The 23823-nt window shown below is 67.5% G+C and carries 20 protein-coding genes; 10 read left to right on the top strand and 10 right to left on the bottom strand.

Annotated elements, in window-relative coordinates; translation table 11 throughout:
* Nucleotides 1–3: 3 nt before the first annotated feature.
* Entirely contained in the window at nucleotides 4–1035 is a 1032-nt protein-coding gene (locus KCTC_RS14405) for a cytochrome d ubiquinol oxidase subunit II (protein ID WP_125569896.1), read from the bottom strand.
* Nucleotides 1032–2429, bottom strand: a complete 1398-nt coding sequence (locus KCTC_RS14400; RefSeq protein WP_231998764.1) for a cytochrome ubiquinol oxidase subunit I — start codon at nucleotides 2427–2429, stop codon at nucleotides 1032–1034. The genes KCTC_RS14405 and KCTC_RS14400 overlap by 4 nt, the downstream gene beginning before the upstream one ends.
* Nucleotides 2430–2491: 62 nt before the next feature.
* Between KCTC_RS14400 and KCTC_RS14395 the strand changes: the two genes are divergently transcribed.
* A complete protein-coding gene (locus KCTC_RS14395; RefSeq protein ID WP_125569895.1) occupies nucleotides 2492–3349 on the top strand; it encodes an SCO6745 family protein in 858 nt (285 codons plus the stop codon).
* Nucleotides 3350–3476: 127 nt separating this feature from the next.
* Here KCTC_RS14395 and KCTC_RS14390 read toward each other — a convergent pair whose 3' ends face one another.
* The 4 genes from KCTC_RS14390 to KCTC_RS14375 form a co-directional block, all read right to left on the bottom strand.
* Nucleotides 3477–6410 (bottom strand): bifunctional [glutamine synthetase] adenylyltransferase/[glutamine synthetase]-adenylyl-L-tyrosine phosphorylase, encoded by a 2934-nt coding sequence (locus KCTC_RS14390; RefSeq protein ID WP_125569894.1) that lies wholly within the window; start codon nucleotides 6408–6410, stop codon nucleotides 3477–3479.
* A 189-nt stretch (nucleotides 6411–6599) separates the two neighbouring features.
* On the bottom strand, nucleotides 6600–7940 hold the full coding sequence (locus KCTC_RS14385) for a glutamine synthetase family protein (RefSeq protein ID WP_125569893.1): 1341 nt from the start codon (nucleotides 7938–7940) through the stop codon (nucleotides 6600–6602).
* A 66-nt stretch (nucleotides 7941–8006) separates the two neighbouring features.
* Nucleotides 8007–9251 (bottom strand): S1C family serine protease, encoded by a 1245-nt coding sequence (locus KCTC_RS14380; protein WP_125569892.1) that lies wholly within the window; start codon nucleotides 9249–9251, stop codon nucleotides 8007–8009.
* 73 nt (nucleotides 9252–9324) lie between these two features.
* On the bottom strand, nucleotides 9325–11490 hold the full coding sequence (locus tag KCTC_RS14375; protein WP_125569891.1) for an ATP-binding protein: 2166 nt from the start codon (nucleotides 11488–11490) through the stop codon (nucleotides 9325–9327).
* Between the two features lie 188 nt (nucleotides 11491–11678).
* Here KCTC_RS14375 and KCTC_RS15205 point away from each other — a divergent pair, with 188 nt between their 5' ends.
* The 9 genes from KCTC_RS15205 (at nucleotide 11679) to KCTC_RS14335 (ending at nucleotide 19328) form a co-directional block, all read left to right on the top strand.
* On the top strand, nucleotides 11679–12245 hold the full coding sequence (locus KCTC_RS15205; protein ID WP_269461434.1) for a DUF1295 domain-containing protein: 567 nt from the start codon (nucleotides 11679–11681) through the stop codon (nucleotides 12243–12245).
* A complete protein-coding gene (locus KCTC_RS15200; RefSeq protein WP_269461433.1) occupies nucleotides 12139–12558 on the top strand; it encodes a DUF1295 domain-containing protein in 420 nt (139 codons plus the stop codon). Before KCTC_RS15205 ends, KCTC_RS15200 begins: the two co-directional genes overlap by 107 nt.
* The gene (locus KCTC_RS14365; RefSeq protein WP_125569890.1) at nucleotides 12555–13682 is read left to right on the top strand and encodes an FAD-dependent oxidoreductase; all 1128 of its coding nucleotides are present in this window, start codon (nucleotides 12555–12557) and stop codon (nucleotides 13680–13682) included. The genes KCTC_RS15200 and KCTC_RS14365 overlap by 4 nt, the downstream gene beginning before the upstream one ends.
* Before the next feature lie 139 nt (nucleotides 13683–13821).
* Nucleotides 13822–15051: a hypothetical protein gene (locus KCTC_RS14360; protein WP_125569889.1), complete on the top strand. Its 1230-nt coding sequence runs from the start codon at nucleotides 13822–13824 to the stop codon at nucleotides 15049–15051.
* A gap of 240 nt (nucleotides 15052–15291) precedes the next feature.
* Nucleotides 15292–16155 carry a S24/S26 family peptidase gene (locus KCTC_RS14355; protein ID WP_125569888.1) on the top strand — a complete coding sequence of 288 codons (864 nt, stop codon included), beginning with the start codon at nucleotides 15292–15294 and terminating at the stop codon, nucleotides 16153–16155.
* Nucleotides 16156–16310: 155 nt separating this feature from the next.
* Nucleotides 16311–16931 carry a hypothetical protein gene (locus KCTC_RS14350; RefSeq protein WP_125569887.1) on the top strand — a complete coding sequence of 207 codons (621 nt, stop codon included), beginning with the start codon at nucleotides 16311–16313 and terminating at the stop codon, nucleotides 16929–16931.
* A gap of 68 nt (nucleotides 16932–16999) precedes the next feature.
* Nucleotides 17000–17668, top strand: coding sequence for a hypothetical protein (locus tag KCTC_RS14345; RefSeq protein ID WP_125569886.1), 669 nt, complete (start codon nucleotides 17000–17002; stop codon nucleotides 17666–17668).
* A gap of 102 nt (nucleotides 17669–17770) precedes the next feature.
* Nucleotides 17771–18634, top strand: coding sequence for a S24/S26 family peptidase (locus KCTC_RS14340; RefSeq protein WP_125569885.1), 864 nt, complete (start codon nucleotides 17771–17773; stop codon nucleotides 18632–18634).
* Nucleotides 18618–19328 carry a hypothetical protein gene (locus KCTC_RS14335; RefSeq protein WP_125569884.1) on the top strand — a complete coding sequence of 237 codons (711 nt, stop codon included), beginning with the start codon at nucleotides 18618–18620 and terminating at the stop codon, nucleotides 19326–19328. Before KCTC_RS14340 ends, KCTC_RS14335 begins: the two co-directional genes overlap by 17 nt.
* Here KCTC_RS14335 and KCTC_RS14330 read toward each other — a convergent pair.
* From KCTC_RS14330 to KCTC_RS14315, 4 genes are all read right to left on the bottom strand, one after another.
* Nucleotides 19321–19710: a hypothetical protein gene (locus tag KCTC_RS14330; RefSeq protein WP_125569883.1), complete on the bottom strand. Its 390-nt coding sequence runs from the start codon at nucleotides 19708–19710 to the stop codon at nucleotides 19321–19323. The two genes, KCTC_RS14335 and KCTC_RS14330, sit on opposite strands and share 8 nt — an antisense overlap.
* Before the next feature lie 234 nt (nucleotides 19711–19944).
* Nucleotides 19945–21792, bottom strand: coding sequence for an acyltransferase family protein (locus KCTC_RS14325; RefSeq protein ID WP_164512611.1), 1848 nt, complete (start codon nucleotides 21790–21792; stop codon nucleotides 19945–19947).
* Between the two features lie 91 nt (nucleotides 21793–21883).
* Entirely contained in the window at nucleotides 21884–23128 is a 1245-nt protein-coding gene (locus KCTC_RS14320; protein WP_125569881.1) for a sensor histidine kinase, read from the bottom strand.
* Complete coding sequence (locus KCTC_RS14315; RefSeq protein WP_125569880.1) at nucleotides 23125–23808, bottom strand: response regulator transcription factor; 684 nt, start codon at nucleotides 23806–23808, stop codon at nucleotides 23125–23127. The genes KCTC_RS14320 and KCTC_RS14315 overlap by 4 nt, the downstream gene beginning before the upstream one ends.
* Nucleotides 23809–23823: the final 15 nt, after the last annotated feature.

Genomic DNA, 23823 nt, shown 5'->3' with positions numbered 1-23823 from the left:
CGTTCAGCTGGTGCGGTCCACAGTGCCGGATTTGTCGGCGTGCGACCAGGCCTCGGACTGAGTCAGGCGGAGCAGATAGATCAGCGCAGGCAGCACGATGACTCCCGCCAGGGCAACCACGATCAAGAGGCCCACCATGGTGGCGGGCGGTCCGCCGGCATCGGCGATCCGGACCTGGTCGACCAGCAGCCACGGGTACTGACCGATCCCCCAGCCGACGAGGACGGCCAGCACGGCCGTCACGGCTGTGACTCGCGCCGTGACATACCTGCGTCGCCACAGCAGCCAGATGGTCGCCGCCCCGGCCACAGCGGAGATGACGATCAACACTGCGCCGTGGTCGAGCAGGCCGTGGGTCAGCGTCGGCGCATCGTCGAGCAGCGGTACGAGGGCGATAAAGACGATTGCCCCTGTGCCCAGTCCGACCAGGAGCGTTCGTTGACGCAGTACGTCGGCCAGTCCGGGGTGTCCGCTGCGCTCGGCATCGGCGGTGAGGAAGGTGCCGGCAAGGAAGGCACAGGTGCCGACGGCGATCAGTCCGCCGAAGATCGACGTCGGGTTCAACCACGAGGTCCACACGTCGCCGTATCCATCGACCGGCACGCGGCCCGACGCCACGGCCCCTGCGACGGCACCGAGGAAGAACGGAGTCAGGAAGGACGACAGCGCAAAGATGATCCCGAAGAGCCGCGCCTGGCGCAGGGTGCCGGCGTATTTGCGGAAGGCGAAGCTCGCGCCCCGGAGCACGATCCCGAGCAACGCCAGCAACATCGGCACGATCAGCGTCGTCATGGCTGCCGCAAAGGTCGCCGGGAACCCTGTCCACCAGATCACCAGGACGTAGATCAACCAGACGTGGTTCGCCTCCCACACCGGCCCGATGCTGTGGTCGACCAACGTACGCAGTTCGGCGCCGCGTCGCGCACCACCGGCAGTGAGGTCGAAGAAGCCCGAGCCGAAGTCGGCTCCGCCGAAGACCGCGTACGCGACCACGCCGACGAACAAGGCAGCGCAGACGAGGAAGTCCAAGGTCATCGCTGGTCACCTCCGCCGAGTGCCGGCCCGTACGGGCTGGGCAGGTCGGTCTCACCATCGCGCCAGCGGCGGGTCATCGACCGGATCACCGTGACGGCGCCGACGGTCATCGCCGTGTAGACCACCACCGTCACGCCGAAGAGCCACCACAGACCACTGTGGGTGCTGGCCGCGTCGACCGTCTTGAGTACGCCGTAGACCGTCCACGGCTGCCGACCCACCTCGGTCGCGGTCCAGCCGGCCTCGAGCGCGATGACCGCAGCCGGCCCGGCGAACGCGCATGCCCGCAGGAACCACCGGTGCCGCAACAGGTCCCGCCGTCGCCATCGGGCCAGCCAGAAGGTGGCGACTCCCAGCGCCAGCGCGCTGCCCAGGCCCACCATGATCTGGAACGCCCAGTGGCTGGTGTTGATCTCGCCGTCGTTGGGCCGGTCAGCCAGCGGCACCGTGTCCATGCCGGGCACTGGGTTGCTGAACGAGTTCTCGGCGACCAGCGATCCGATCCGCGGGATGTCGATCGAGCCGTACACCTTGCCGTCGATGACGACGCCGCCGATGCGGATCGGGGACGGTCCGTGGGTGGTCGTCTCGGCGAGTTCGAAGGAGGCGAGTTTGGCGGGCTGGTGGGTGTCCATCCCGAACCCGAGGACATGCCCGATCACCGGCTGCACCAGCGCAGCGACGGTCGCGAAGACGAACGGGACGACAAAGCCGAGTCGATGATGGGCATCGCGCCGTCCGCGCAGCAGCCCGACGGCGTACACCCCGGCGACGCTGAAGCCGACGACCATGAACGCACCGACCCACATGTGCGCGAACTGCAACCACACCCGGTCGTTGAACATTGCGCGCCACGGGTTCACATCAGTGACCTGCCCGTTGACGATCCGGAATCCGGTCGGCCAGTTCATCCAGGCGTTGACGGCGAGCACGCAGAAGGTGCCGATCACCCCGGCCACCGCCATCGGCAGCAGCATCAGCACGTGCACCGACGGCTTCATCCGGCCCCAGCCGTACAGGTAGATGCCGAGGAAGATCGCCTCGACGAAGAACGACAGCCCCTCGAAGGCGAACGGCAGGCCGAGTACGCCGCCGAACCGGCCCATCAGACCCGGCCACAACACACCCATCTCGAAACTGAGCACGGTGCCGGACACGGCACCGATCGCGAACAGGACAGCCGAGACCTTCGACCACCGCTTCGCGAGCTCGATCGCTACCGGATCGTTGCGCCGCAGCCCGCGTCGGTGCATCACGAAGATCATCGCCGGGAAGGCGACGCCGAAGCACGACAGGATGATGTGCCAGCCCAGGGAGAGCGCCATCTGTTCCCGGGCGGGGAACAGTCCGGGAGGCGCGGGCACGGCGGTCAGGACGGTCGCAACGAGGTGCACATCGCCAGTCTGCGCCCGTGACCCCGATCACTCGCACGCGGGTCCGCTCCTAGGATCAGAGCATGACCCGCCCGACCGCCCGCCAGCTCTGGCAGGTGCTGGAGCCGATCCACGCCGTCGTCTACTTCTCTGCCGAGCCGCTGGCAGCTCTGGTGGACGCCGGTTACCGCGGCTTCTGGATGGGGTACTTCGCGCAACGGTCCGCGCCGTTCGGCCTCGCAACACCGGAACTGGTCGACGCGACGTTCTTCAACTTCACCAGTGAGCGGGTGCATCGCGCGTTGCCGAGCGCGTGGGAGTACGCGCCGCCGGCAGCTGCCCTGGCAGCCCGGGTCGAGGGCTCCGTACGCGCTCTGGAGCGAATCGCCGCTCCTGGAACCCTCGCGACGGCCGCCGAGGTTGCCGACCTGGCCCTCGCTGCTGCCGTCAGCGCGCCGTTGTCGGGCCTGCCGCTGTACGCCGCCAACCGCTCGCTCCCGATCCCGGACCAGCCGCTCGCCCGGCTCTGGCACGCCTGCACGTTGCTGCGCGAGCACCGCGGCGACGGTCACGTCGCGGCGCTGGTCGGCGCCGGGATCGCCGGACGTGAGTCGCACGTCCTGCATGCCCTGGAGGCGGGAATGCCGCCGGAGCTCTACCGCGGGAGCCGGGACTTCACACCGGAAGAGTGGGCATCGTGCGTCGCCGCCCTGGAGTCGCGCGGACTCATCGAGAGCGGCCGGCTGACTCCGCGCGGAGCGGCGGTCAAGGCAGACGTCGAATCACTCACCGACGCGCTCGCCGAGAAGGCGTACGCCTCGCTCAACGACGACGAGCTCCGCACGTTGTATGAGGGTCTGCGCCCGTTGGCTCAGGCGATCGCGGCGTCCGGCGACCTGCCGATGAAGACTCCGATCGGACTCGACCTGAACGAGATCTGACGGATGTCGGGTTTGCTGCGCTTCGCGCAGCACTCCCTCGTTCGGCGCAAACGCACGCGCAAGCGCGGCGTTCGGCCTCACTCCGGTCGTCTCGGCGTGACAGATGCCGGGTTTGGGCGGGGACTGGTCAGTCCCAGAAGATCCGGTCCACCACGGCGCGGGTCTGCCGGGTGATCCGGAGGTAGTCGTCCAGCATCCGCTCGCTCTCCCCCGGCCCGTAGCCCAGGATCGCCGCCGTCGTGCGGCGCTCGATCGGGTTGGTCGGCAGGCTGTTCGCGGCACGTCCCCGGGCCAGGGTGGTGGCATTGCGTACGCGGGAGACGTGGCGCCAGCCGGTCGCCAACGTCTCGGCATCGGCGTGATCGATCACACCGGCATCGCGAGCCGCCTCCAGCGCCGGCATCGTGCGAGGCGTACGCAGCCCCTCGATGTGATCCGCATGCTGGAGTTGGAGCAACTGCACGGTCCATTCGATGTCGGCCAGCCCCCCGCGACCGAGTTTCACGTGCAGGTTGCGGTCGGCACCTCGCGGCAGTCGTTCCGCGTCCACCCGCCCCTTGATCCGACGGATCTCCCGGGCATCGGCGGCCGTGATCGGCGGGCCATAGCGGAACGCGTCGATCATCTCGGTGAAGTCATCGCGCAGTTCGCCTTCGCCGACCACCGCATCGGCTCGCAGGAGTGCCTGCCGTTCCCAGACCTCGGCGTCGCGCTCGTAGTAGCGGGCGTAGGCATCCATCGACCGGACCAGAGGTCCTTGCCGACCCTCGGGACGCAGGCTCGCGTCGAGCCCCAGTCCCGGATCGCGCCCCGGGAGCGCCAGTTGACGGCTGAGTTCGCCGAAGACCCGTTCGGCGTACTGCTGCGCCATCAGCGGTTGCTCCACGGCGCGATACACGAACATGACGTCCGCATCCGAGGCGTACCCGAGCTCGAACCCGCCGTAGCGACCCATCGCCACGATCGCCAGTTGTGCCGGCGCCAGGGTCGCCCCCATCTCCTCCTGCACGGCGTGCGCGACGGTACGCAGCGATGCTTCGAGCGTCGCGTCCGTGATCCGGCTCAGCCGCTCGCCGGTCGTGTCGATGTCGGAGAGCCCGAGCACCTCGGCAACCGACCCGCGGAACAGTTCGCGTCGCCTGATCGCCCTGATCGTGCGCACCGCGGCATCGGTGGTGCCCTGTCGGTGGGCGCTGGCGACCATCTCGGCGGTGAGGACGTCGGCAGCCACCGGCGGCAGCTCGCCCCCGAGCATGCGTACGCCCTCCGGCTCGGCCTCCAGGAGCGTGGTCGTGTACGGCGAGGTCGACAGGATCCGGGCCAGACGCTCCGCGATCAGACCTTCGTCACGCAGCGCCCGCAGATACCAGTGCGTACTGCCCAGCGACTCGCTGACACGTCGGAAGCCGAAGAGACCGGCGTCGGGGTTGGCGCCCGATGCGAACCAGTCGAGCATCACCGGCAGCAGCGCGCGCTGAATGGCGGCCGACCGGCTGACGCCGTTCGTCATCGCCTGCAGGTGTCGCAGTGCCGCACCGGGGTCGGAGAACCCGAGCGCCTCTAGTCGGTCGAGAGCCGCATCCGGCGTGAGTGAGAGGCCGTCGGCCGGCAAGCTCGCGACGGCGTTGAGCAGCGGACGGTAGAAGAGCTTCTCGTGGAGGCGACGGACCTCGACCCTGACCCGGGACCACTGCTGGTTGAACGTCTCCACCGGATCGCGGACCATGCCGAGCGTCCGGGCCAGCCGTCGCAGTGAGCCCTCGTCGCGTGGGACCAGGTGCGTACGCCGCAGGTCGAAGAGCTGGAGCCGGTGCTCCATCTGCCGCAGGAAGGTGTACGCCTGGTGCAGTTCCTCGCCGTCCTCGCGGCCGACGTATCCGGCACGCGTCAGTGCCTCGAGCGCAACGAGCGTCGAGGACGAACGAATGCGGTCATCAGTGCGGCCGTGGACGAGCTGCAACAGCTGGACCGCGAACTCGACATCACGCAGCCCCCCGACCCCGAGTTTGAGGTTGCGACCCGCGTCCTTGGTCGGCAGCAGCGACACCACCCGGCGTCGCATCGCCTGGGTCTCGGCGACAAAGTCAGCGCGCTCGGCGACTTTCCAGACCATCGGCGCGAGTGCCGCGACGTACGCCTCGCCCAGCGCGCGATCTCCAGCGGCGGGGCGTGCCTTGAGGAGAGCCTGGAACTCCCAGGCACTGGCCCAACGTTCGTAGTAGCCGACGTGTCCGTCGAGTGTCCGCGACAGGGCACCTGCCTTGCCCTCAGGACGCAAGGCGGCGTCGAGCGGCCAGATGGTGCCCTCGGAGGTGTGTGCCGAGCACACCTCGATGACCTCCGCGGCGAGCTTCCCGGCGAGGTCCGCGGCCTGGTCGAGATCCTGGTCCGCTCCGGCCTCGTGCACGAACACGACGTCGACGTCGGAGACGTAATTGAGCTCGTGGCCACCGGTCTTGCCCAGGGCGATCACAGCGAACCGCAGGGAGCCGGCGTCGACCTTGGTACGCGCGATGGCCACCGCGGCCTCGACGGTCGCGCAGGCCAGATCGGAGATCTCCGCCGCCGTGTCCTCCAGCGCCAGGGAGTGCGCGAGATCGCGCGCTGCCAGTGGCACCAACATCCTGCGGTACGCCACCCGGAGCGCATCCTCCGCCTTGGCGACTGTCGCCACCGGCACCTCGGACGTCGGATCAGCGCCGACCGCGGTGAGCAGGTCCGCGCGCAGCGCCGCCGCCGTCGGCCGGGTCGATCCCAGGCGTTGGTCGGTCAGGGCACGCCAGTGGGTCGGATGCTTCACCAGGTGCTCACCCAGGGCGCGGGACGCGCCCAGGACCGACAGCAATCGCATGGCGGTGCCTTCGTCGTTGAGCAACTCCTCGACGAGATCGTCGGTGGACGCCTCCGCCAGATCCGCCAGCGCACGCAACGCCAGGTCCGGGTCGCCGACCCGACCGAAGAAGGCAATCAGTTCCTCGGCCCCGAGCCGCTCGACAGTCGCGAGAGCAGCGGCGGCATCGGCGAAGCCGAGCCGTACGAAAGTCGAGGACCGGAGAGTCACGGCCTCATCATGCCGTGGCCCGACATCAACCGTTCTTTGACTGACGCGCGCGGTCGCCAGCTGTGCTCTGGCTGACGCGCGCGGTGGTCGGCTGTGCTCTGACTGACGCGCGCGGTGGCAAGGCGCCCGAGGGAAGCGAGCCTTTGAGGGCTCGCGACCGAGGAGCAACGAAGCCAACGCGCCGTCAGGTCAGAGCACAGGAAGCATGCGGTCGCGTTCGAAGGAAGTGACCTCGCGGCGGTACTCGGCCCATTCCGCGCGCTTGTTGCGCAGGAAGAAGTCGAAGACGTGCTCGCCCAGAGTCTCCGCCAACAGCTCGGACCGCTCGGCGATGTCGATGGCGTCGGCCAACGACCGCGGCAGCGGATCGATCCCGAGGCTGTGCCGCTCCTGGTCACTGAGCGCCCAGACGTCGTCCTCGGCCTCCGGCGGGAGCTCGTACCCCTCCTCGATGCCCTTCATGCCCGCGGCGAGGATCACCGCGTACGCGAGGTAGGGGTTGCAGGCGGCGTCGAGCGACCGGATCTCGACGCGCGTGGACTGGCCCTTGTTGGGCTTGTACATCGGCACGCGCACCATCGCGGAGCGGTTGTTGTGGCCCCAGCAGACGTACGAAGGCGCCTCGCCGCCGATGAGCATCCGCTTGTAGGAGTTGACCCACTGGTTGGTGACGACGCTGATCTCCGGCGCGTGCCGCAGGATGCCGGCGATGAACTGCCGGCCGGTCTTCGAGAGCTGGTACTCCGCACCCGCCTCGTAGAAGGCGTTGTTGTCACCCTCGAACAGCGACACGTGGGTGTGCATGCCGGAGCCCGGGTGCTCGGTGAACGGCTTGGGCATGAAGGTCGCCCAGACTCCCTGGCTCAACGCCACCTCCCGGATGACGTTGCGGAAGGTCATGATGTTGTCGGCGGTGCTGAGCGCGTCGGCGTACCTAAGGTCGATCTCCTGCTGGCCCGGGCCACCCTCGTGGTGGGAGTACTCGACCGAGATGCCCATCTGCTCGAGGTACGTGATCGCCTCGCGTCGGAAGTCGGCGCCCTCGGCCTGGGTGGTGTGGTCGAAGTAGCCGCTGGAGTCCACCGGCACCGGCATGACGCCGACCTTCGGCTGGTCCTTCATCAGATAGAACTCGATCTCGGGGTGCGTGTAGAAGGTGAAGCCCTTCTCAGCAGCCTTCGAGAGGGTGCGCTTGAGAACATGGCGCGGGTCCGCGTACGACGGCGAACCGTCCGGCATCACGATGTCGCAGAACATCCGCGCAGTCGCGGTGGTGCCGTTGTCGCGCCACGGCAGCAACTGGAACGTGGACGGATCCGGGAGCGCAAGCATGTCGCTCTCGCTGACCCGGGCGAAGCCCTCGATCGCCGAACCGTCGAAGCCGATGCCCTCGTCGAAGGCACCTTCCAGCTCCGCCGGAGCGACCGCGACCGACTTGAGGAAACCGAGCACGTCGGTGAACCACAGTCGTACGAACCGGACATCGCGCTCTTCGAGCGACCGGAGGACGAAGTCCTCTTGCTTACCCATACGGGGATCGTATCGGTGGTGCGTTTCGTGAGCGTGAATCCGACCACGGGTTTGTGCGAGACGACGTCACGAAGCGTTGGAGTGCGCGTCGGACCCGAGGGTCGCAGTTGCCGTGCGCGTCTGGCCGTCACGCTGATACGTGAGGGTGACCTTGTCCCCGGGCCGGTGGCCGCGGATGTCGGAGATGAGGGTCTCCGCGTCGCTGACGGGTTGACCGTTGATCGCCGTGATCAGGTCGCCGGCCTTGAGACCGGCGGCCTCAGCCGCTCCCCCGCCCTCGACGGACTTCACGAGCGCGCCCGTCGCGCCCGTCGCGGAGTCGGAGACGCCGACGGCGAGCCGGGCGTGGGTGGGCTTCTGCCCGTCGAGGATCTGGTTGATGATCGGCAGGGCTTCGTCCATCGGGATCGCGAACCCGAGGCCGACCGACCCGTCACCTCCGTTGGTGGCGGTATGGATGGACGAGTTGATCCCGACCACGTTCCCGTTCGAGTCGACGAGCGGACCGCCGGAGTTGCCGGGGTTGATCGCGGCGTCGGTCTGGATCGCCGGGTACGTCGTGGTGGGGTCGGCCTGCTGCTGGGACTGTGACTGGGGCAGTTGCCCGAACGGTGACTGCTGTTGCGGTGTCTGGCTGTTGGGCGTGGCGACCGAGACCGGGCGGTTGAGGGCAGACACGATCCCGGTGGTGACCGTGGAGTTCAGGCCGTACGGCGCCCCGAACGCGGCCACCGGCTCGCCCACCTGTAGTTGTGACGACTTCCCGAGGGTGGCGGGCGTCAACCCGGAGACACCTTGAGCCTTGATGATCGCGAGGTCGGTGACGGGGTCGGTGCCGACAATCCTGGCGGGCACGGTGCGGCCGTCGTTGAGAGTCACGCTCAGGGTGCCGCCGTTGGCTGCGAGGGCCACCACATGGTTGTTGGTGAGGATGGTGCCGTCCGGGCGGAGGATGACACCTGAGCCCGAGCCGCTTCCGCCCTGGCCACTGACGTTGACCTTGACGACCGATGGCAACACCTTCGCGGCGACCTTCTCGGCCCAGTTCGCAGGAAGACTCACGGTGTTCGATCCGTTGGTTGCCTGGAGTGGTCCTGCCGCCGCACTCGCGGTGGAGTCGTCCAGGGCCGCGTACGTCGCGGCACCACCCACGCCGGCGAGCGCTCCGATCGCCAGCGCGCCGACGACCAAGGCCGCAGTCGCGCGGCTGGTACGCCGCCGCGCGAACGGTCCTGTCGCTGGCTCGACGACAGTCGCAGCCGGCTCAGGGGCGGTGGGGAATTCGGCGGTCGAAGACGTGTTCTCGGTCATGACGACGAGGTTGCCCGGGCTCAATTGGTGGACGCCTTGTGGCTCCCATGCAATCCCTGTGAGCGCGGAGTGGCTACCTCGAGGAGTCGAGCGCCCCGGCCACCGCCCATCGAGACGTGACCTCCAACTTGCGAAGGATCCGCTCCACGTGGGACTCGACTGTCCGAACTGAGAGGAAGAGCTGATCGGCAATCTCACGGTTGGTCGCGGAAGCCGCCATCAGGGCGGCGATCTCGGCCTCGCGAGGAGACAGTGCGGCGATGCCACCGAGCAGCGGAAGTGGATCCTCGCCGAGCGCGACCGCGATCGTGTCATTCTGCGCGGCAGCGCGGCCCAGCCTGAAGAACGCGTCGAACTGACCCGGCGTGAGCGCGGCGCGCGCGGCCTGCACACCCTCCTGACGCCATTGCGATGTGTACGGAACGGCCTCACTGTGAATCCCGATGTCGGAGAAGATCCGATCGGACGACCCGAGCAGGAATGCGGCTCGGCCAGCGTTGTCCCCCACTATCGCGGACCGCGCAGCGATCAGCCCGAGGGCCTCCAGAGTGAGCGCGATGCACAACTGGTCATTGAACGGTTGCTTGATGCCGAGAGCCTCACGCTCCAACGCGAGCGCCTGCTCAGGACGCCCGGCGAAGAGCTCGTCGAGGCCCATGCTCCACAGCGCGTACGTGCGAAAGAAGTCCTCTCCACGTGGATCGGTCAGCGCGAAGCAGGCACGGTACGCCGCCGATGCCTCGTCCCGTCGCCCAGCGAAGCTCAGACTCAGGCCCAGCAGGAACTGCAGGTGCACGAGCGAGTTGACGTCGCCCAGCCTGGTGAACAGTTCGATCCCCTGGGCGGCAAGTTCGGCACCTCGATCGGCGTCGCCACTGAAGGTGGCGACCGCCGACCCCGCGTACAGTCGGTAGGACTCAACCCAGTCCTCCTGCGCCTCGTCGGCGAGCCGCGACAGCTCCTCGTACAAACCGTTGGCCGTGTCGAGTTGCTGCATCACCGACCCGATGAAGGACCCGACGCAGAGGGCAAACGCTCGTTCCGCGTTCGTCCCGGTCGAGTGACTGACGGCGAGCTGGATCCAGCGAAGCGCCTCCCCACCGCTGCCGTACGCAAGAAAGTAGAGCTGCAGAATTCGCGCCATCTTCAGCGCCTGCGGCGCCTCGTCCGGGCGCTGGACGGAGAACTCGATCGCCGCCCGGATGTTGGCGTGTTCGGCCTTGAAGCGCATCATCCACTCAAGTTGTCGACCGCCGATCCACGATTCCTCGAACTCAAGGGCCAGCGCGAGGTAGTGGTCGCGGTGTCGCACTCGCCACAGATCCACTTCGTCGGACTCCAGCGCACGATCGGTGCCGAACTGACGCAGTACCTCGAGCATCCGATAGGGCGTACGCCCCTCCCCCGGATCGCAGGACAGAACGGACTTGTTGATCAACCCCGCGAGACCCTGGAGGACCTCCGGTTCGGCGAAGTCGTCCTTCAACAGGTTCAGGGCTGCTTCGAGCGAGAACGCCCCGGCGAACACGGCGAGTCCGGTCCAGACGCGCTGCTCGAGCGGACTGCAGAGTTGGTAACTCCAGTCGATGCACGAATCGAGCGACGTACTCCGGGCAATGGACCCGCGAGCCTCGAGCTTCAGCATCCGCGAGCGAATCAGTCCCAGCAGGATCGTCGGCGAGAACTCGTTCGCGTGACTTGCTGACAACTCGATGGCCAGCGGAATGTGATCGAGCAGGAGGCACAGCTCGCGGATCGACGGGTCGGGTGCAGCGCCAGCCCGGTCCTTGCCACCGGAACACGCTGCGCGATCTGCGAACAAAGCCTGTGCCTCGTCGGCGACCAGTGGCGGCACGAGATAGGTGAACTCGCCGGGGACCCCCAGCACCTCGCGACTGGTCGCCAGGACGTGCAGATTGCTGCAGGCCGCCGTCAGTTGCATGACGAGACCGGCCGCCGCGCTGATCAGATGCTCGCAGTTGTCGAGCAGGAGCAGCAGTGCCCTGTCGCCGATCAACCCGGCGAGCGGACCGGCATCAAACACTTCCGTGGTCGTCGGCAGACCGAACTTCCCCGCCACGACGTGGCCGATCAGGGCGGGGTCGGCCAACTCCGCAAGTTCGACCCGGACCGTCTCGTCGAAGTCGGCAGCAACTGCGTCCGCAGCGGCGTACGCGACCCGCGTCTTGCCGATCCCGCCCGGGCCCAGTGCCGTGACCAGTCGGTGAGAGCCGATCACCCTGCACAGCTCTGCGACCTCCGCGCTCCGTCCGACGAACGACGTCAGAAAGCGGCCATCCCCCGAATCCACCGCGGCTCCTCATCACGAACATCTCCGCCTCAGGCTTCAGCAAGGCGTAGAACGACCCCCCGGCCGAGCGCGGCTCACCCTAGAACAGGTTCTACCTGATCCCCTACGCTCCGAGCATGAGCAAGACGGACGCCATGGTGCGGGTCTCGATCGCGTACGTGATCGCCTTCCTCGCCTTCGCTACCTGGCTCGGTTGGGGACCCCGGACGGGTCACCTCTGGCTCGATGGCTTGCTGGCCGACCTGCTCGCGACGGTGATCGTCTTCGTCGCCAGCCGCTGGCACCACAACTCGAGCTTCTACGACGCGTACTGGAGTGTGCTGCCCCCGGCGCTCGCGATCGGCTGGTGGCTGCGTGTCGACGCCCCCGCCGACGACGTACGCGCCTGGCTGGCACTCGGCGTCATCGCACTGTGGTCGATCAGGCTCACAGGCAATTGGGCGTACGGATTCCCCGGACTGCATCACGAGGACTGGCGCTATCCAGTGGTGCGCGAACGCGCCGGCCGGTTCGAGATGCCGGTCGACCTGCTCGCCATCCATGTGGTCCCCGACCCTCCAGGTCTTCGTCGGCACGTTGCCGATCTACCTGCTGCTGGTCCGCCGGAACCACTCGGTCGGGTGGATCGACGCGATCGCGGTCCTCGTCGGCGTTGCTGCCGTCGGACTCGAATTCGTCGCTGACCTCCAGATGCACCGCTTCGCGCGAACCAAGCAGCCCGGGCAGGTGCTCGACCGCGGCGTGTGGGCATGGTCCCGGCACCCGAACTACTTCGGCGAGTTCAGCTTCTGGCTCGCCCTCGCACTGTTCGGACTCGCGACCGATCCGGCGGCGTGGTGGTGGGTCTTCGCCGGACCGGCGGTGATGCTCGCCCTGTTCGAAGGCGCGAGCATTCCCATGATGGAGAAGCGCAGCCTCGAACGGCGACCGACCTACCAGGACGTCATCGACCGGGTCCCGCGCTTCGTCCCCCGCCCGCCACGGAGGAATCCGTGACAGCTCGCCCACGTGTCGTCATCGCGGGTTTCGGCGACACCGGGGTGCTGGTTGGCATCCACCTGTCGCGGTTCGCCGATGTCGTCGGCATCTCGAGCAAGCCCGGCCTGGTCAGCGGCCAGGAACTCGGCCTGCGCCTCACCCGGCCGGAGGTCTGGCGGCGCGACTACTGGGTGGGGTTCGATCGTTACCGCCGTCTGGACGCGGCACGTACGCTCCACGCCACCGTGGCCGGGATCGACCCATCGCGCCGATGCCTGCAGATCGTCGACGCCGACGGCGTCGAACGCGAGCAGCCGTACGACGTCCTGGTGATCTCGACCGGCGTCACCAACGGGTTCTGGCGCACACCCGAACTGCAGACCTCCTCCGTTGTGGAGCAGCAGCTGAACGAGGCGTACGACCGCATCGCGTCGGCCCCAACCGTCGCGGTGATCGGCGGCGGAGCCGCCGCGGTGAGCTGCGCCTGGAACATCGCGCACACGTGGCTGGACAAACGGGTCGACCTCTACTTCCCGGGAGAGGCTGCGCTCCGGCATCATCACCGGCGGGTCTGGGCCTCGTTGGAGCGGCGCCTGCGCGCCCGCGGGGTCGGGATCCATCCCGGACATCGGGCCGCACTCGGCGAGGACTTCACGGCCAGTCAGGTCAGCACTGAACCCGTGGAATGGGCCACTGGGCAGCAGTCGGCAACCGCGGATGTCGTGCTCTGGACGATCGGTCGGGTCACACCGAACACCGGGTGGCTCCCTGCGGAGGCACTCGACGACCACGGATTCGTGGTCACCGACGAGTTCCTCCGCGTCCCGGGCATCCCCGGGGCGTACGCGATCGGCGACGTCGCCGCCACGGACCCCCTCCGCAGTTCGGCCCGTGCACGCGCGGATCGTCTGCTGGCACACAACATTCGCGCCGATCTGGGGCGCGGTCGGCCGAGGCGGTTCACGCCGTTGAGGTGGCGCTGGGGCTCGGTCCTCGGCACCCAGCACGATCGCCTCGAGGTGTTCGGCCCGTCTGGCCGGTCAATGACCATTCCGAACTGGTCAGCACTCCAACCCTGGATCGTCGGGCGAGGGATCTACGGCGGCATCCGCCGCCGACGTCCCCTCCTGAGGCGGCACTGAGGGTCTGCTGGTGCACTAGGGGCAAACGCAGGTGAACCACAGGGTGAACCGACGCCCGTCCCCGACCCCCGGACGAGTCGGTCAGTTAGGACTGGCAACCAGAGGCCTACGTCCCACACGCCAGCCAGAGGAACCCCGAATGATTCGTCGGACCACGAGCGCGCCCGACAGCGGGTGGCGCATGCAGGTTGTCCGACCCGTCATCTACATCGTCGTCGCTGTGCTGGCCGGGTTGAGCTCCCTGGTGCTCCCCGCCGTCGCGGACGCCGCATCGACGAGTCCGATCCTCGCGGTTCCCCACGAGAACCAGGGCTACCTGCAGAGCCTCAGCTGCACAAGCATCGCTTGGTGCCTCGCAGTCGGGCAGCAGCAGACGTACAGCCAAGGAGCAGAAGCAGTGCCTCCTCTGGCCGAGATGTGGAACGGAAGTTCCTGGACCGAGATCGACACGAGCTCGATCGCCAGTCCCAATGGCCACGGACCCAGCTTCGAACACGTCTCATGCGCCACCCCGACCTTCTGTCTGATCGTGGGGGGCGGCGGGCCCGCAGCCGACAGCACGTCCAGGGTCTTCCGGTGGAACGGCCAGTCCATCAGTTCGGTCGCCAGCCTCCCGTCGAGTTGGGCGATGGACGCCATCTCGTGCGTGAGCCCCACGTACTGTCTGGCAAGCGGTGCCCACATGCAGTACGCGAACCAGTTCGACCCGGTGGCGACCTACGGCGTCCTGGCCGCGTGGGACGGTTCCCACTGGCGCCGGATGGCATCGCCGTCGAAGTTCGTTTCGTCCGTCTCGTGCTTCGCCGTCGCGCAATGCGCCGCCCTGGGTACGGCCGATGCCGCCGGGCACGGGACGACCTCGCTCGACCTGTTGCACGGCGGCACGTCGTGGAAGGCACGCAAGGTCACATTGGAGTTCGGCGACGCGTCGAAGTTCCGCGCAGAAGGGATGCGCGTCGCAGGTCTGGCCTGTCGGTCCGTCACGTTCTGCGTCGTGACCGGCGGAGCGGACAGCCACGGGCGCGGCGGGTACGTCAACGGCTACGTCGCCCGAGGCGGCTTCTACACGCCCTGGTCCGGGCAGCAGACAGGCCCGACGAACGGGTCCTTCGCCTCACCGGCATCGTGCGGCTCGGCGTCGGACTGCGGACTGATCGGACAGTTCAACCACGGCTCCGGGGCCCATCAGGGGCAGTACGTCATACGCCTGAAGGGAACCGCGTGGTCAGCGCACCCGAGCCCGGGTGGCTACACCGCGTACCAGTGGAGCGACATCTGGTGCGGAAACGGTCATTGCATGCTCGTGGGCCTGTCCGACCCGGGGACCGGGACGGCTCCTCCGACGCATCCGGCGGCGGCCGAGATCTGACATCACGACCCCCCAAACGTAATTCCGTAGTGGAATTACGTAGCGCTACGGATGCATTTGTTTAACTATGCGGATAGATATGTCGGTTGCGGTATTTTCTGAATTGCCGCAAAACCCCACCACGTACGTCCATCGAATTCATCCTCCTGAACCACGAGACGCGTTCCCATGTCTTTCATGCGTGCACCACGGCGTCGCCAGCGCACGGATCCCGGTCGCCAATCGACGAGCCGGAATGGGATGCTCAGATTTCTGTCGCTCGCACTGGTGGCGCTCTTTGTCGGAGTCATCCTGTTCGCCGGGTCGTGGCGCGTGGCCGGTGGTCGATGGGAGGTCGTCCGGACACCCTCGATGGGGACTGTCGCTCCCGTCGGGTCCCTGATCTGGACTCTCCCGGTGGACGCGTCCACCCTCAGGGTCGGTGACTTCATCTCGTTCCACCCACCCGGCCAGCCACGCGTCACGTACAGCCACCGCGTCTGGAAGATCTCACCCGACGGGACCATCCAGACCAAGGGCGTCATCCCGGCTCCGGACGCCTGGAAACTGCGCGGCAACGACATCGTCGGCAAGGTACGGATGGTCTGGCCCGGCGCCGGCTGGCTGCTTGTCTGCGCCCCATTACTGGGGCTGTCCGCGCTCCTGATCCTGGGGCTGCGCCGGATCCTGCCTCGCAGTTGGCGGCTCCCGGCCACCCTCGTGCTGGTCGCGCTGGCGCTCGATGCGGCACTCGTCGTCTACAAGCCGTTGCTAAACGCACAGATCGTCGGGTCGAAAACCGATTCCAGCGGCGTGAGTGCGAGTTTCGTCAGCACCGGGCTCCTGCCGCTCCGCGTCACCGGTGTCGGCGGATCCTCGGTGGTGATCGAACCGGGCGAGGTCGGGACCGTACGCACCAGTGCCACAGGCTCCGACAGCCGCTACCACGTCAACTTCGCGAGCGCGATCCCATGGTGGTTGTGGGTTGCCATGGTTCTGGCGGCGATGACGATCCCGTTGTACGGACTGGTGGTCGGATTCGCAGCTGAATCAGAGGACGAGGACGACGTTCGAATACGCGGAAAGCACAGCGCTTCAAGCCTCGAGCGGCCAGATCAAGATTGATTCGGACGGCATTTCTTGATTTTCGTAACAAATCCGCGCCGATGCCGTTGAATATCCGCGCAGAGGTACTCGGACGGCCTCGCGCGTGATCGATCTTCAAACCGGCAACGATGTCGCTCCGCATCGTCGCAACCTATGAGATGGGGAAATTCTTCATGACTTCTACGCAGAAGCGGCGCCGGACCACCCCGGTGCTCTGGGCTGGTGGCGTTCTCGCCGCTCTCGCCTTGGTCCTCGGCGTGAACGGCACGCTCGCCTCGTGGTCGACGGCGATCCTGACCAACGACACCAACACGGTCAAGGCCGCGGACGCCAAGGTCCTCACCGAGACCGACGGCACCAACACCTGTGTGTCGACCGACAACAACGACGGATCGAACAGCTACACCTGTTCGACCATCAACAAGTACGGCGGCACCGCCACCCCGCTGGCGCCTGGCACCAACCAGGCCACGACCGTCACCATGACGAACACCGGCACCGCCTCGGGCTCGCTCACGCTCGCTCCCGGGACCTGTGTCAAGAGCGCAGGCAGCGCCTCGGCAACGCAGAGCATCTGCGATGTCGCCACCGTCACGATCAAGTGCACCGCCCCGAGCTCGCTCGACACGACGGGTACGCCGGTCGCGCTGTCCTCCTTCGGTTCGCAGACGGTGGGCACCCTGGCTGCCGGCGCTTCGACGCAGTGCACCTTCACGGTCGCGGTCCCTGCCACCGCCTCACCGCAGATCGCCGGCCAGATCGCCACGCAGCCGCTGGTCTGGACGCTCGCGTAACCCATGCACCTGTGTGGTGGCTGGCCTGAGCCGGCCACCACACGGGCCATCTTCTCGAGGGGGTAATCATGGATCGACGCACACGGCGAGCGGACCGACAGCGACACCGGCCGCTGGTCCTGGTGACCGCCACCGCAGCCGCAGTTGGGCTCCTGGCGCTCGGCGCCAACGGCACTCTGGCCAGTTGGACCTCCGCGGTCATCACGAACAACACGAACTCCGTCGCCGCAGCCACGGCCGTGATCCTGCAGGAAACGAGCGGTGCAGCGACCTGCAGATCCAGCGACGACCCGTCCAATGCGTACGCAAGTTGCACCACGATCAACAAGTACGGCGGCACCGCCACGCCCCTCTCCCCCGGCGACAGCCGGACGGTCTACGTCACCTTCACGAACATCGGCGCCAAGAACGGCTCCACGTTCTCGCTCACTCCCGGGACGTGCGCCTCCTCGCCCACGACGGGTACGCCGACCCCGGGCAACCTGTGCACTGACGGCGATCTGACGATCTCGGTGAGTTGCAACAACGGCACCACATACACCGGAACCAGCCCCTGGGCCGACCTCAGCTACTCCGCCGCGGCTCCTCCCACGGCGGCGCTGTCGCACACGACCGCTGCGGACCTCACGGTCGGCGCGTCGTGGACCTGCCGCATCGTGACGACTCTGATCCTCGGTGCGAACGTGAATGCCCAGGGTGTGCAGGTGACGCAGCCGCTCACCTGGACGCTGACCTGATCAACCGCCGCCGATCTGCTCACGATCTCGACCGAAAGAACGACCTGCACCGTGCCCACGCGTGACCGCGACGATTCCGTCGCCCGGAAGGATCCACACTCCGTGGACCCCTGGGTGCGGATCGTCGGCTGGATCGTTCTCGCGGGAGTCGTCGGGATGCTCCTGTTCGCCGGCGTCTGGCGGGTGAGTGGGGGCCGCCTCGAGGTCGTCCGATCGCCCTCCATGGGCACAGTGGCACCGGTGGGCTCCCTCATCTGGACCCGACCTGTCGACGTGGCCTCGCTCAAAGTCGGCGACTTCATCTCCTTCCACCCGCCCGGCGCCCCGAACGTCACGTACAGCCACCGGGTGTGGAGCATCAACGGCGACGGCACCGTCTCGACCAAGGGCGTCATCCCTGCCGTCGACCCGTGGAAGCTGAGGGACACCAACCTCGTCGGCAGAGTCGAGATGACCTGGCCAGGCGTCGGCTGGCTCGTCGTCTGTGCTCCGATCTTCTTCGTCGCAGCGATCGTGATTGCTGCGACCCGGCGGTTGCTGCGCCGGAAATGGCGGTTGGCCGCCACGCTCGTGATGGTCGCACTGGCGATCGACATCGCACTGGTCTGGCACAAGCCGCTCCTCAACGGCGAACTGGTCGCCTCACATGCCGCGCGCACGGGCGGCGAGGCGAGCTTCGTGAGCACGGGCCTGATGCCGCTTCGTGTCACCGCTGTGGGCGGTAGTTCGGTCGTGCTCGCCAGCGGCGAGGTCGGCACGGTCTCGACCGACGTGAAGGGCTCCGACGGCGAGTACCACGTCCACCTGGACGCAGCGATCTCGTGGTGGTTCTGGGTACTGCTCGTGCTCGGATGCCTTGCCATCCCGTTGTACGGCCTCGTCGTCGGCTTCCCGCCACGCCCGGCGGATCCGGATGAGTCGAGCAACGATGACACCGACGGTCCAGGCAATGACACCGTCGCCTAGTCGTTCGTCGAACCGCGGGCGCCGCAAACGCCCCCGCCACGTCCACGCCCGCGTCTGGCGGTCGCACCAACTGGGAGTCGTGGTCGCTGCGGCCACGGCGGGATGCCTTCTCGTCCTGGGGGCGAACGGCACCCTCTCAGCTTGGGCATCGTCCGTCATCACCAACCCCACCAACAGCGCAGCCGCCGTCCACGCCGCGCTGCTCCAGGAGTCCAGCGGCGCGGCGGTCTGCCACTCCTACGACGCCGCCACCAACAGCTCCAGCTGTTCGACCATCAATAAATACGGGGGCCTTGCCACGCTGTTGTCGCCTGGCCAATCCACGGTGCCGGTCGACGTGACGTTCAGCAACGTGGGGAGCATCAACGGGTCGGCCTTCGCACTGACTTCGCCCAGCCCCTTCTGCACGCAGAACCCCACGACGCCGACGGCAGGTGACCTCTGTGGCGGCGGGAGCCTGACGGTGTCCATCCGATGCTCAGCCGGAACGACCTTCAACTCTGCGGCGGCGTGGAACGACCTGTCCTACAACGGGATCCCGTCGGGCATCACCGGATCCCACACGGCGATTGCAGGCGACCTCAACATCGGATCCCCGTGGACCTGTGAGGTCGTCGCAACCCTGAGCCCGTCCGCGCCCAACAACACTCAGGGTGTCGTCGTGACCCAACCGCTCATGTGGACCCTCAGCTAGGGACAGCCCGCCCGCTGTTCTTGACGCGCTCTCCGTGGATGGTCGCGAACGCGAAGGCCATGACCAGCGGGAACTCCAGGCAGACCGCGAACAGGACCGCACCCAGAACGCTGCCGCCCGGACTGGTCCACACGTCGAACCAGCCGTCGACCGCGAACATGACCGCGCAGATGGCGGTGAAGTTGGTCGTCGACCGATGATGCTTCCACGCGGCAACGGCGGCCAGCGCCACCATGGACCATTCGAGGACGTCGAACCCGAGCCAGGCGACGTCGTAGTGGTGCGTCGTCGCAATCGACGTGATGTCGGTCGCCAGGTAGACGATCCACCCGAGGAACCCGACGGCAACACACAGCGCGAACCAGGTGATCCAACGGGGCACCCTGTCGAGATGAGGCGTCGGGAGTTTCATACGCCGTGCCGTTCGGGACCCATGGGACTCAATTGTACGAAGGCGCTCCAACCAACGTCGCCACATCGCACCGCGAGGGGCGGGCAGGCTCAATCCGTCGATCACGTTGCCAGTCTCCGACGTCGCCGCATCAGCCACCACCGCCGCCAGGCTCGCCGACGCTAGCCACTTCTTCCCAGGTCGGACAGCCCGTGACTTCGCCGGTCACCGCCGGCCCCCGGCAGCCAGGATCAGAGCCACCATCGCCCGGATTCCCGAATCAGTGAGATGGACGCCGTCGGGCCCGAAGTACTCGGGATGCCCTGCCGCCGCGTTGTGGAAGTCGACGACCCGGACGTTCGGGAACTTCGACACCTTCCAGATCGCACGCACGCTGGCCGACTCCCACGGACGGTTGACTCGCGGGGTCACCAGCAGGATCAGGGCATGCGCATGGCGGCGTACGAAGTCCGTCAGTGCGCCCGGGTCGATGGCTCCGTTGGTCCCGATGCCCAGCAGATAGGTGCCTCCGGGACGGTTGAACTGCGTGTACGTATCAGCGATCGACAGGCCGGTCCAGGGCTGCCTTCCGATCTCGGCATTGATCGAGATCCCCGGGACCTTTCGCTGCAACCGGCCAGCGATGTCGATCAGCAGGGAATCACCGACGGCGACCGTGTCCGGCCCGGTCATGCTCTTCGGCTGCGCCATCGCCGAGGATTCGGCGGACGGGTGGGCGCCCGAGCGCCCGCTGACGCCATGGTCAGGAGTCGCGGACTGCGTGACGGCGGGTGCCTCGCCGGGATGGCTGCCCATCAGGACCGTGATCGGCCCGTGGTCGACCTGCGGGACGCCGACGCCCGCCAACGCGACGCCAGGAACGATGACCATGGCGAGGGTTGCCCCCACGACGACTCGTCGCGGCACGGTACGCATTCCTCGGAGCCGTGCCGCGATACCCCGGAGCGTGTTCCTGAACCCTCGGCGCCGGATCGGCATCTCGACGAACCGGTAGGACACCTCGGCGGTCACCATGGTCAGGCCGACGACCGCCGCGCTCCGGGCCCAGTAAAACGTACCGAACGTGAGCGGCGAGGACAGGGCGATGAGGATCGGGTAGTGCCAGAGGTAGATGCCGTACGACCGTCTGCCGACGGCACCCAGCACGCCGCAATCGAACCGGCCGACAAGTCGGGACAGCGCGCCGTCCTGCAGGGCGAGGATGAGGCCCACCGAGGACACAGCCGCGAGCAGGATTCCGCCGCGGTAGGTGAAGGCGGCCCGGTCTGACAACGTGATCGTCAGAGCCGCGTACACACCTGCCGACCCGAGCCCGATGGCGCACGCCCACCATCCGCGAACGCGTCGTGCGGCCGCCGATCGGCTCGTCACGGACCCGTTCGGGGCCAGATGCATCCATACGGCCAGGGCCGCGCCGATCAGCAGTTCACCCATGCGCGCGTCGGTACCCATGTAGCTGCGATTCGGGTCAGCCGCCCGGTAGAGCACCGCCATCACGGCGAACGACGCGACGACCGCCAGGCCCAGAAAGAAGAGGATCCGGCCCGGACGACGCAGGACGGCCAACAGCACCACGAGGACGAGCGGCCAGAGAAGATAGAACTGCTCCTCGATCGCCAAGGTCCAGAGATGGGTCAGCGGAGACGGCAGCGCGAAGGAATCGAAGTATGAGATGTGGTGGAAGATCATCCACCAATTGCTCGAGTACGTCATCGAAGCGAGCGCGTCGCCGCGGATCCTGTGGAGCGATGCGGGCGCGAACAACAACGCCACCGTGAGGCACAGCAGGACCAACACCAGGAGCGCCGGGAAGAGGCGCCTGACCCGCCGGATCCAGAAGCTGCGGAGATCAAGGCGCCCGGCGGCACCGATCTCGTTGAGGAGAAGCCTGGTGATCAGGTACCCCGAGATGACGAAGAAGAGCGTCACGCCGAGGAAGCCGCCTCCGAACCCGGGAGCGGTGAGGTGGTACGCCACCACCGCCACGACAGCGACGGCCCGGAGCGAATCCAGCCCTGCGACCCGCGTACGATCCGAACCCCCGACGCCCACTGTGACTCCTGCCAACCACCCTGTCGGACCTGGTTGCCTCGACGCAGTCGACGGTAGGGAGCGAATATCCCAGGGCTTGCTCGGCCAGTTGTCAGTTCTGTGACAGGTCCACTGCCGGGAGAGTGAGTACGGCGACTCCCCCGCTCTCGTTGCCCAGGCTCAAGGTGGCACCCATCTGGCGTGCATACGTCTGGGCGAGGGCGAGTCCGAGTCCCGACCCTGCGGATCGGCCCAGAGCGTGCAGTCGTCGAGGGCCGGCCGTGAGCATCTCCTCCGGAAATCCGCGACCCGAGTCCCGGACCGTCACGCAGCCTCCCGAGACCTCGAGGGAGACCGGCTGCGCGCCGTGCCGGTGGGCGTTGGCCAGCAGGTTCACGATGATGCGTTCCAGACGCTGAGGTTCAGCCAGCACCATGCGAGCCTCATCGGGAGCGACGAGCTCATCCGGGGCGATCGCGGGGATCTGCGCCGCAATCTCTGCCACCAGAGCCACCACATCGACCGGTTCGATCACTGGGGAGCGTTGGTCCTGGTCGGCACGGGCCAACTCCAACAACTGATCGACCAGCACGCGAAGCCGCGCCACCTGGCGGCGTACCAGGCCCGCCTCGGGGCCCTCGCGGGGCAGGAGCTCGACGGCCGAGACGAGCGCAGTCAGCGGGGTACGCAACTCGTGCGCGACATCTGCGGTGAAAGCCTGCTCCGACCGCACTCGATCGCGCAGCGTCGTCGACAACCTGTCGATCTGTGCGACGAGCTCGCCGACCTCGTCGCCATCGCGGCCGAGGTCGGCCTCCCGCGGACCCCCGTCGGCGCCGGTCTCCACCCAGCGGGCCGCGCGCCGCAACCGGGCGGTCAACGAGGTCGCCACCGCCCATCCACCCAACACGGCGATCGCGGATGTCACCAGCCCGAGCAGCAAGAGAGAATGATGCAGGTCGGCGCGTTGCGCCACCAGGCTGTCGGCCGGGATGTCCACGACAAGCACGTCGCTGTCGCTGATGGCGTTGGCGGCCCACATGTGCGTGCCGTCGAAATAGGTTGCCGCCGCGTTGTGGGCTGCTGCGGTGACCACGCCGTCCGGAATCGCCGCAGGATGATCCGTGGCACCCACCACCTCAGCGTTGTCCAGGAGAGTGTCCGCGAACTCGTACGTCGCTGTCGCAGCGCTGAGCTGATCGAGCGCCTGGCTGCGGAGGCGAGCGATGCCCTCGGTCATCGTGCTGCGGTCCGCAGCCACCGCAAACGCCAGGGCGACGGTGACGGCACTCAGCACGACGACAGCAGCAATCGGAAGCCTGAGACTCCGCCACCACCGCACTCCGCTGCTGCTCACCCCGCCACCAACTTGTAGCCGAAGCCGCGAATGGTCTTGATCGCATCCGTCGCCAACTTCGCTCGCAGCCGCGCGACATTGGTGTCTACCACTCGCTCATCGATCCAGTCGGCCTCACCCCAGACCGCCTGGAGGATCTGCGTACGCGACACGACGTGGCCGGCGTTGTCGAGGAGGTACTCCAGCAGCCGGAACTCGGTCGCGCTCAGTGCGACCACATCGCCGAGCGCGGTGACCACGTGTGCGGCACGGTCCACCACCACGTCCCCGAAGGCTTCGGTCGCCAGGCGATGCTCCCGCACGTCCGCGCCGGAGCGCCCACGCACCACCGCTCGTAGTCGTGCAGCCAGGACTTCGCCGTCAAACGGCTTGGTGACGTAGTCATCCGCACCCGCATCCAGACCAGCGATGACGTCACTGGGGAGATCGCGGGCCGTGAGCAGCACGATCGGGAAGCCGAACCCTGCCCGGATCAGCCGGGTGAGCCGGATGCCGTCCATGCCCGGCATCGCCACGTCGACGACGGCGACGTCCGGGACCGTGCGGGAGATCAGGCCCAACGCGCTCTGCCCATCCTCCACCGCCGAGACGGTGAAGCCATGTGCTTCCAGCACGAGGGACGTCGTCAACCGGACGTCGTCGTCGTCCTCGACGAGAAGCACGTGTGGTCGTGGCTGCATCAGACCTGATCCCCC

The organism is Nocardioides baekrokdamisoli, from assembly GCF_003945325.1.
GTDB classification, from domain to species: Bacteria; Actinomycetota; Actinomycetes; order Propionibacteriales; family Nocardioidaceae; genus Nocardioides; species Nocardioides baekrokdamisoli.
Note: the sequence above shows the minus strand (reverse complement) of the source record. Positions and strands in the feature narration are given on the sequence as shown.

Coding starts and splice junctions, on each gene's coding strand:
- KCTC_RS14405 (WP_125569896.1), bottom strand. CDS start 1,035: ATGACCTTGGACTTCCTCGTCTGCGCTGCCTTGTTCGTCGGCGTGGTC.
- KCTC_RS14355 (WP_125569888.1), top strand. CDS start 15,292: ATGCTCAGATTTCTGTCGCTCGCACTGGTGGCGCTCTTTGTCGGAGTC.
- KCTC_RS14385 (WP_125569893.1), bottom strand. CDS start 7,940: ATGGGTAAGCAAGAGGACTTCGTCCTCCGGTCGCTCGAAGAGCGCGAT.
- KCTC_RS15205 (WP_269461434.1), top strand. CDS start 11,679: ATGAGCAAGACGGACGCCATGGTGCGGGTCTCGATCGCGTACGTGATC.
- KCTC_RS14345 (WP_125569886.1), top strand. CDS start 17,000: ATGGATCGACGCACACGGCGAGCGGACCGACAGCGACACCGGCCGCTG.
- KCTC_RS14360 (WP_125569889.1), top strand. CDS start 13,822: ATGATTCGTCGGACCACGAGCGCGCCCGACAGCGGGTGGCGCATGCAG.
- KCTC_RS14380 (WP_125569892.1), bottom strand. CDS start 9,251: ATGACCGAGAACACGTCTTCGACCGCCGAATTCCCCACCGCCCCTGAG.
- KCTC_RS14315 (WP_125569880.1), bottom strand. CDS start 23,808: ATGCAGCCACGACCACACGTGCTTCTCGTCGAGGACGACGACGACGTC.
- KCTC_RS14395 (WP_125569895.1), top strand. CDS start 2,492: ATGACCCGCCCGACCGCCCGCCAGCTCTGGCAGGTGCTGGAGCCGATC.
- KCTC_RS14335 (WP_125569884.1), top strand. CDS start 18,618: ATGACACCGTCGCCTAGTCGTTCGTCGAACCGCGGGCGCCGCAAACGC.
- KCTC_RS14350 (WP_125569887.1), top strand. CDS start 16,311: ATGACTTCTACGCAGAAGCGGCGCCGGACCACCCCGGTGCTCTGGGCT.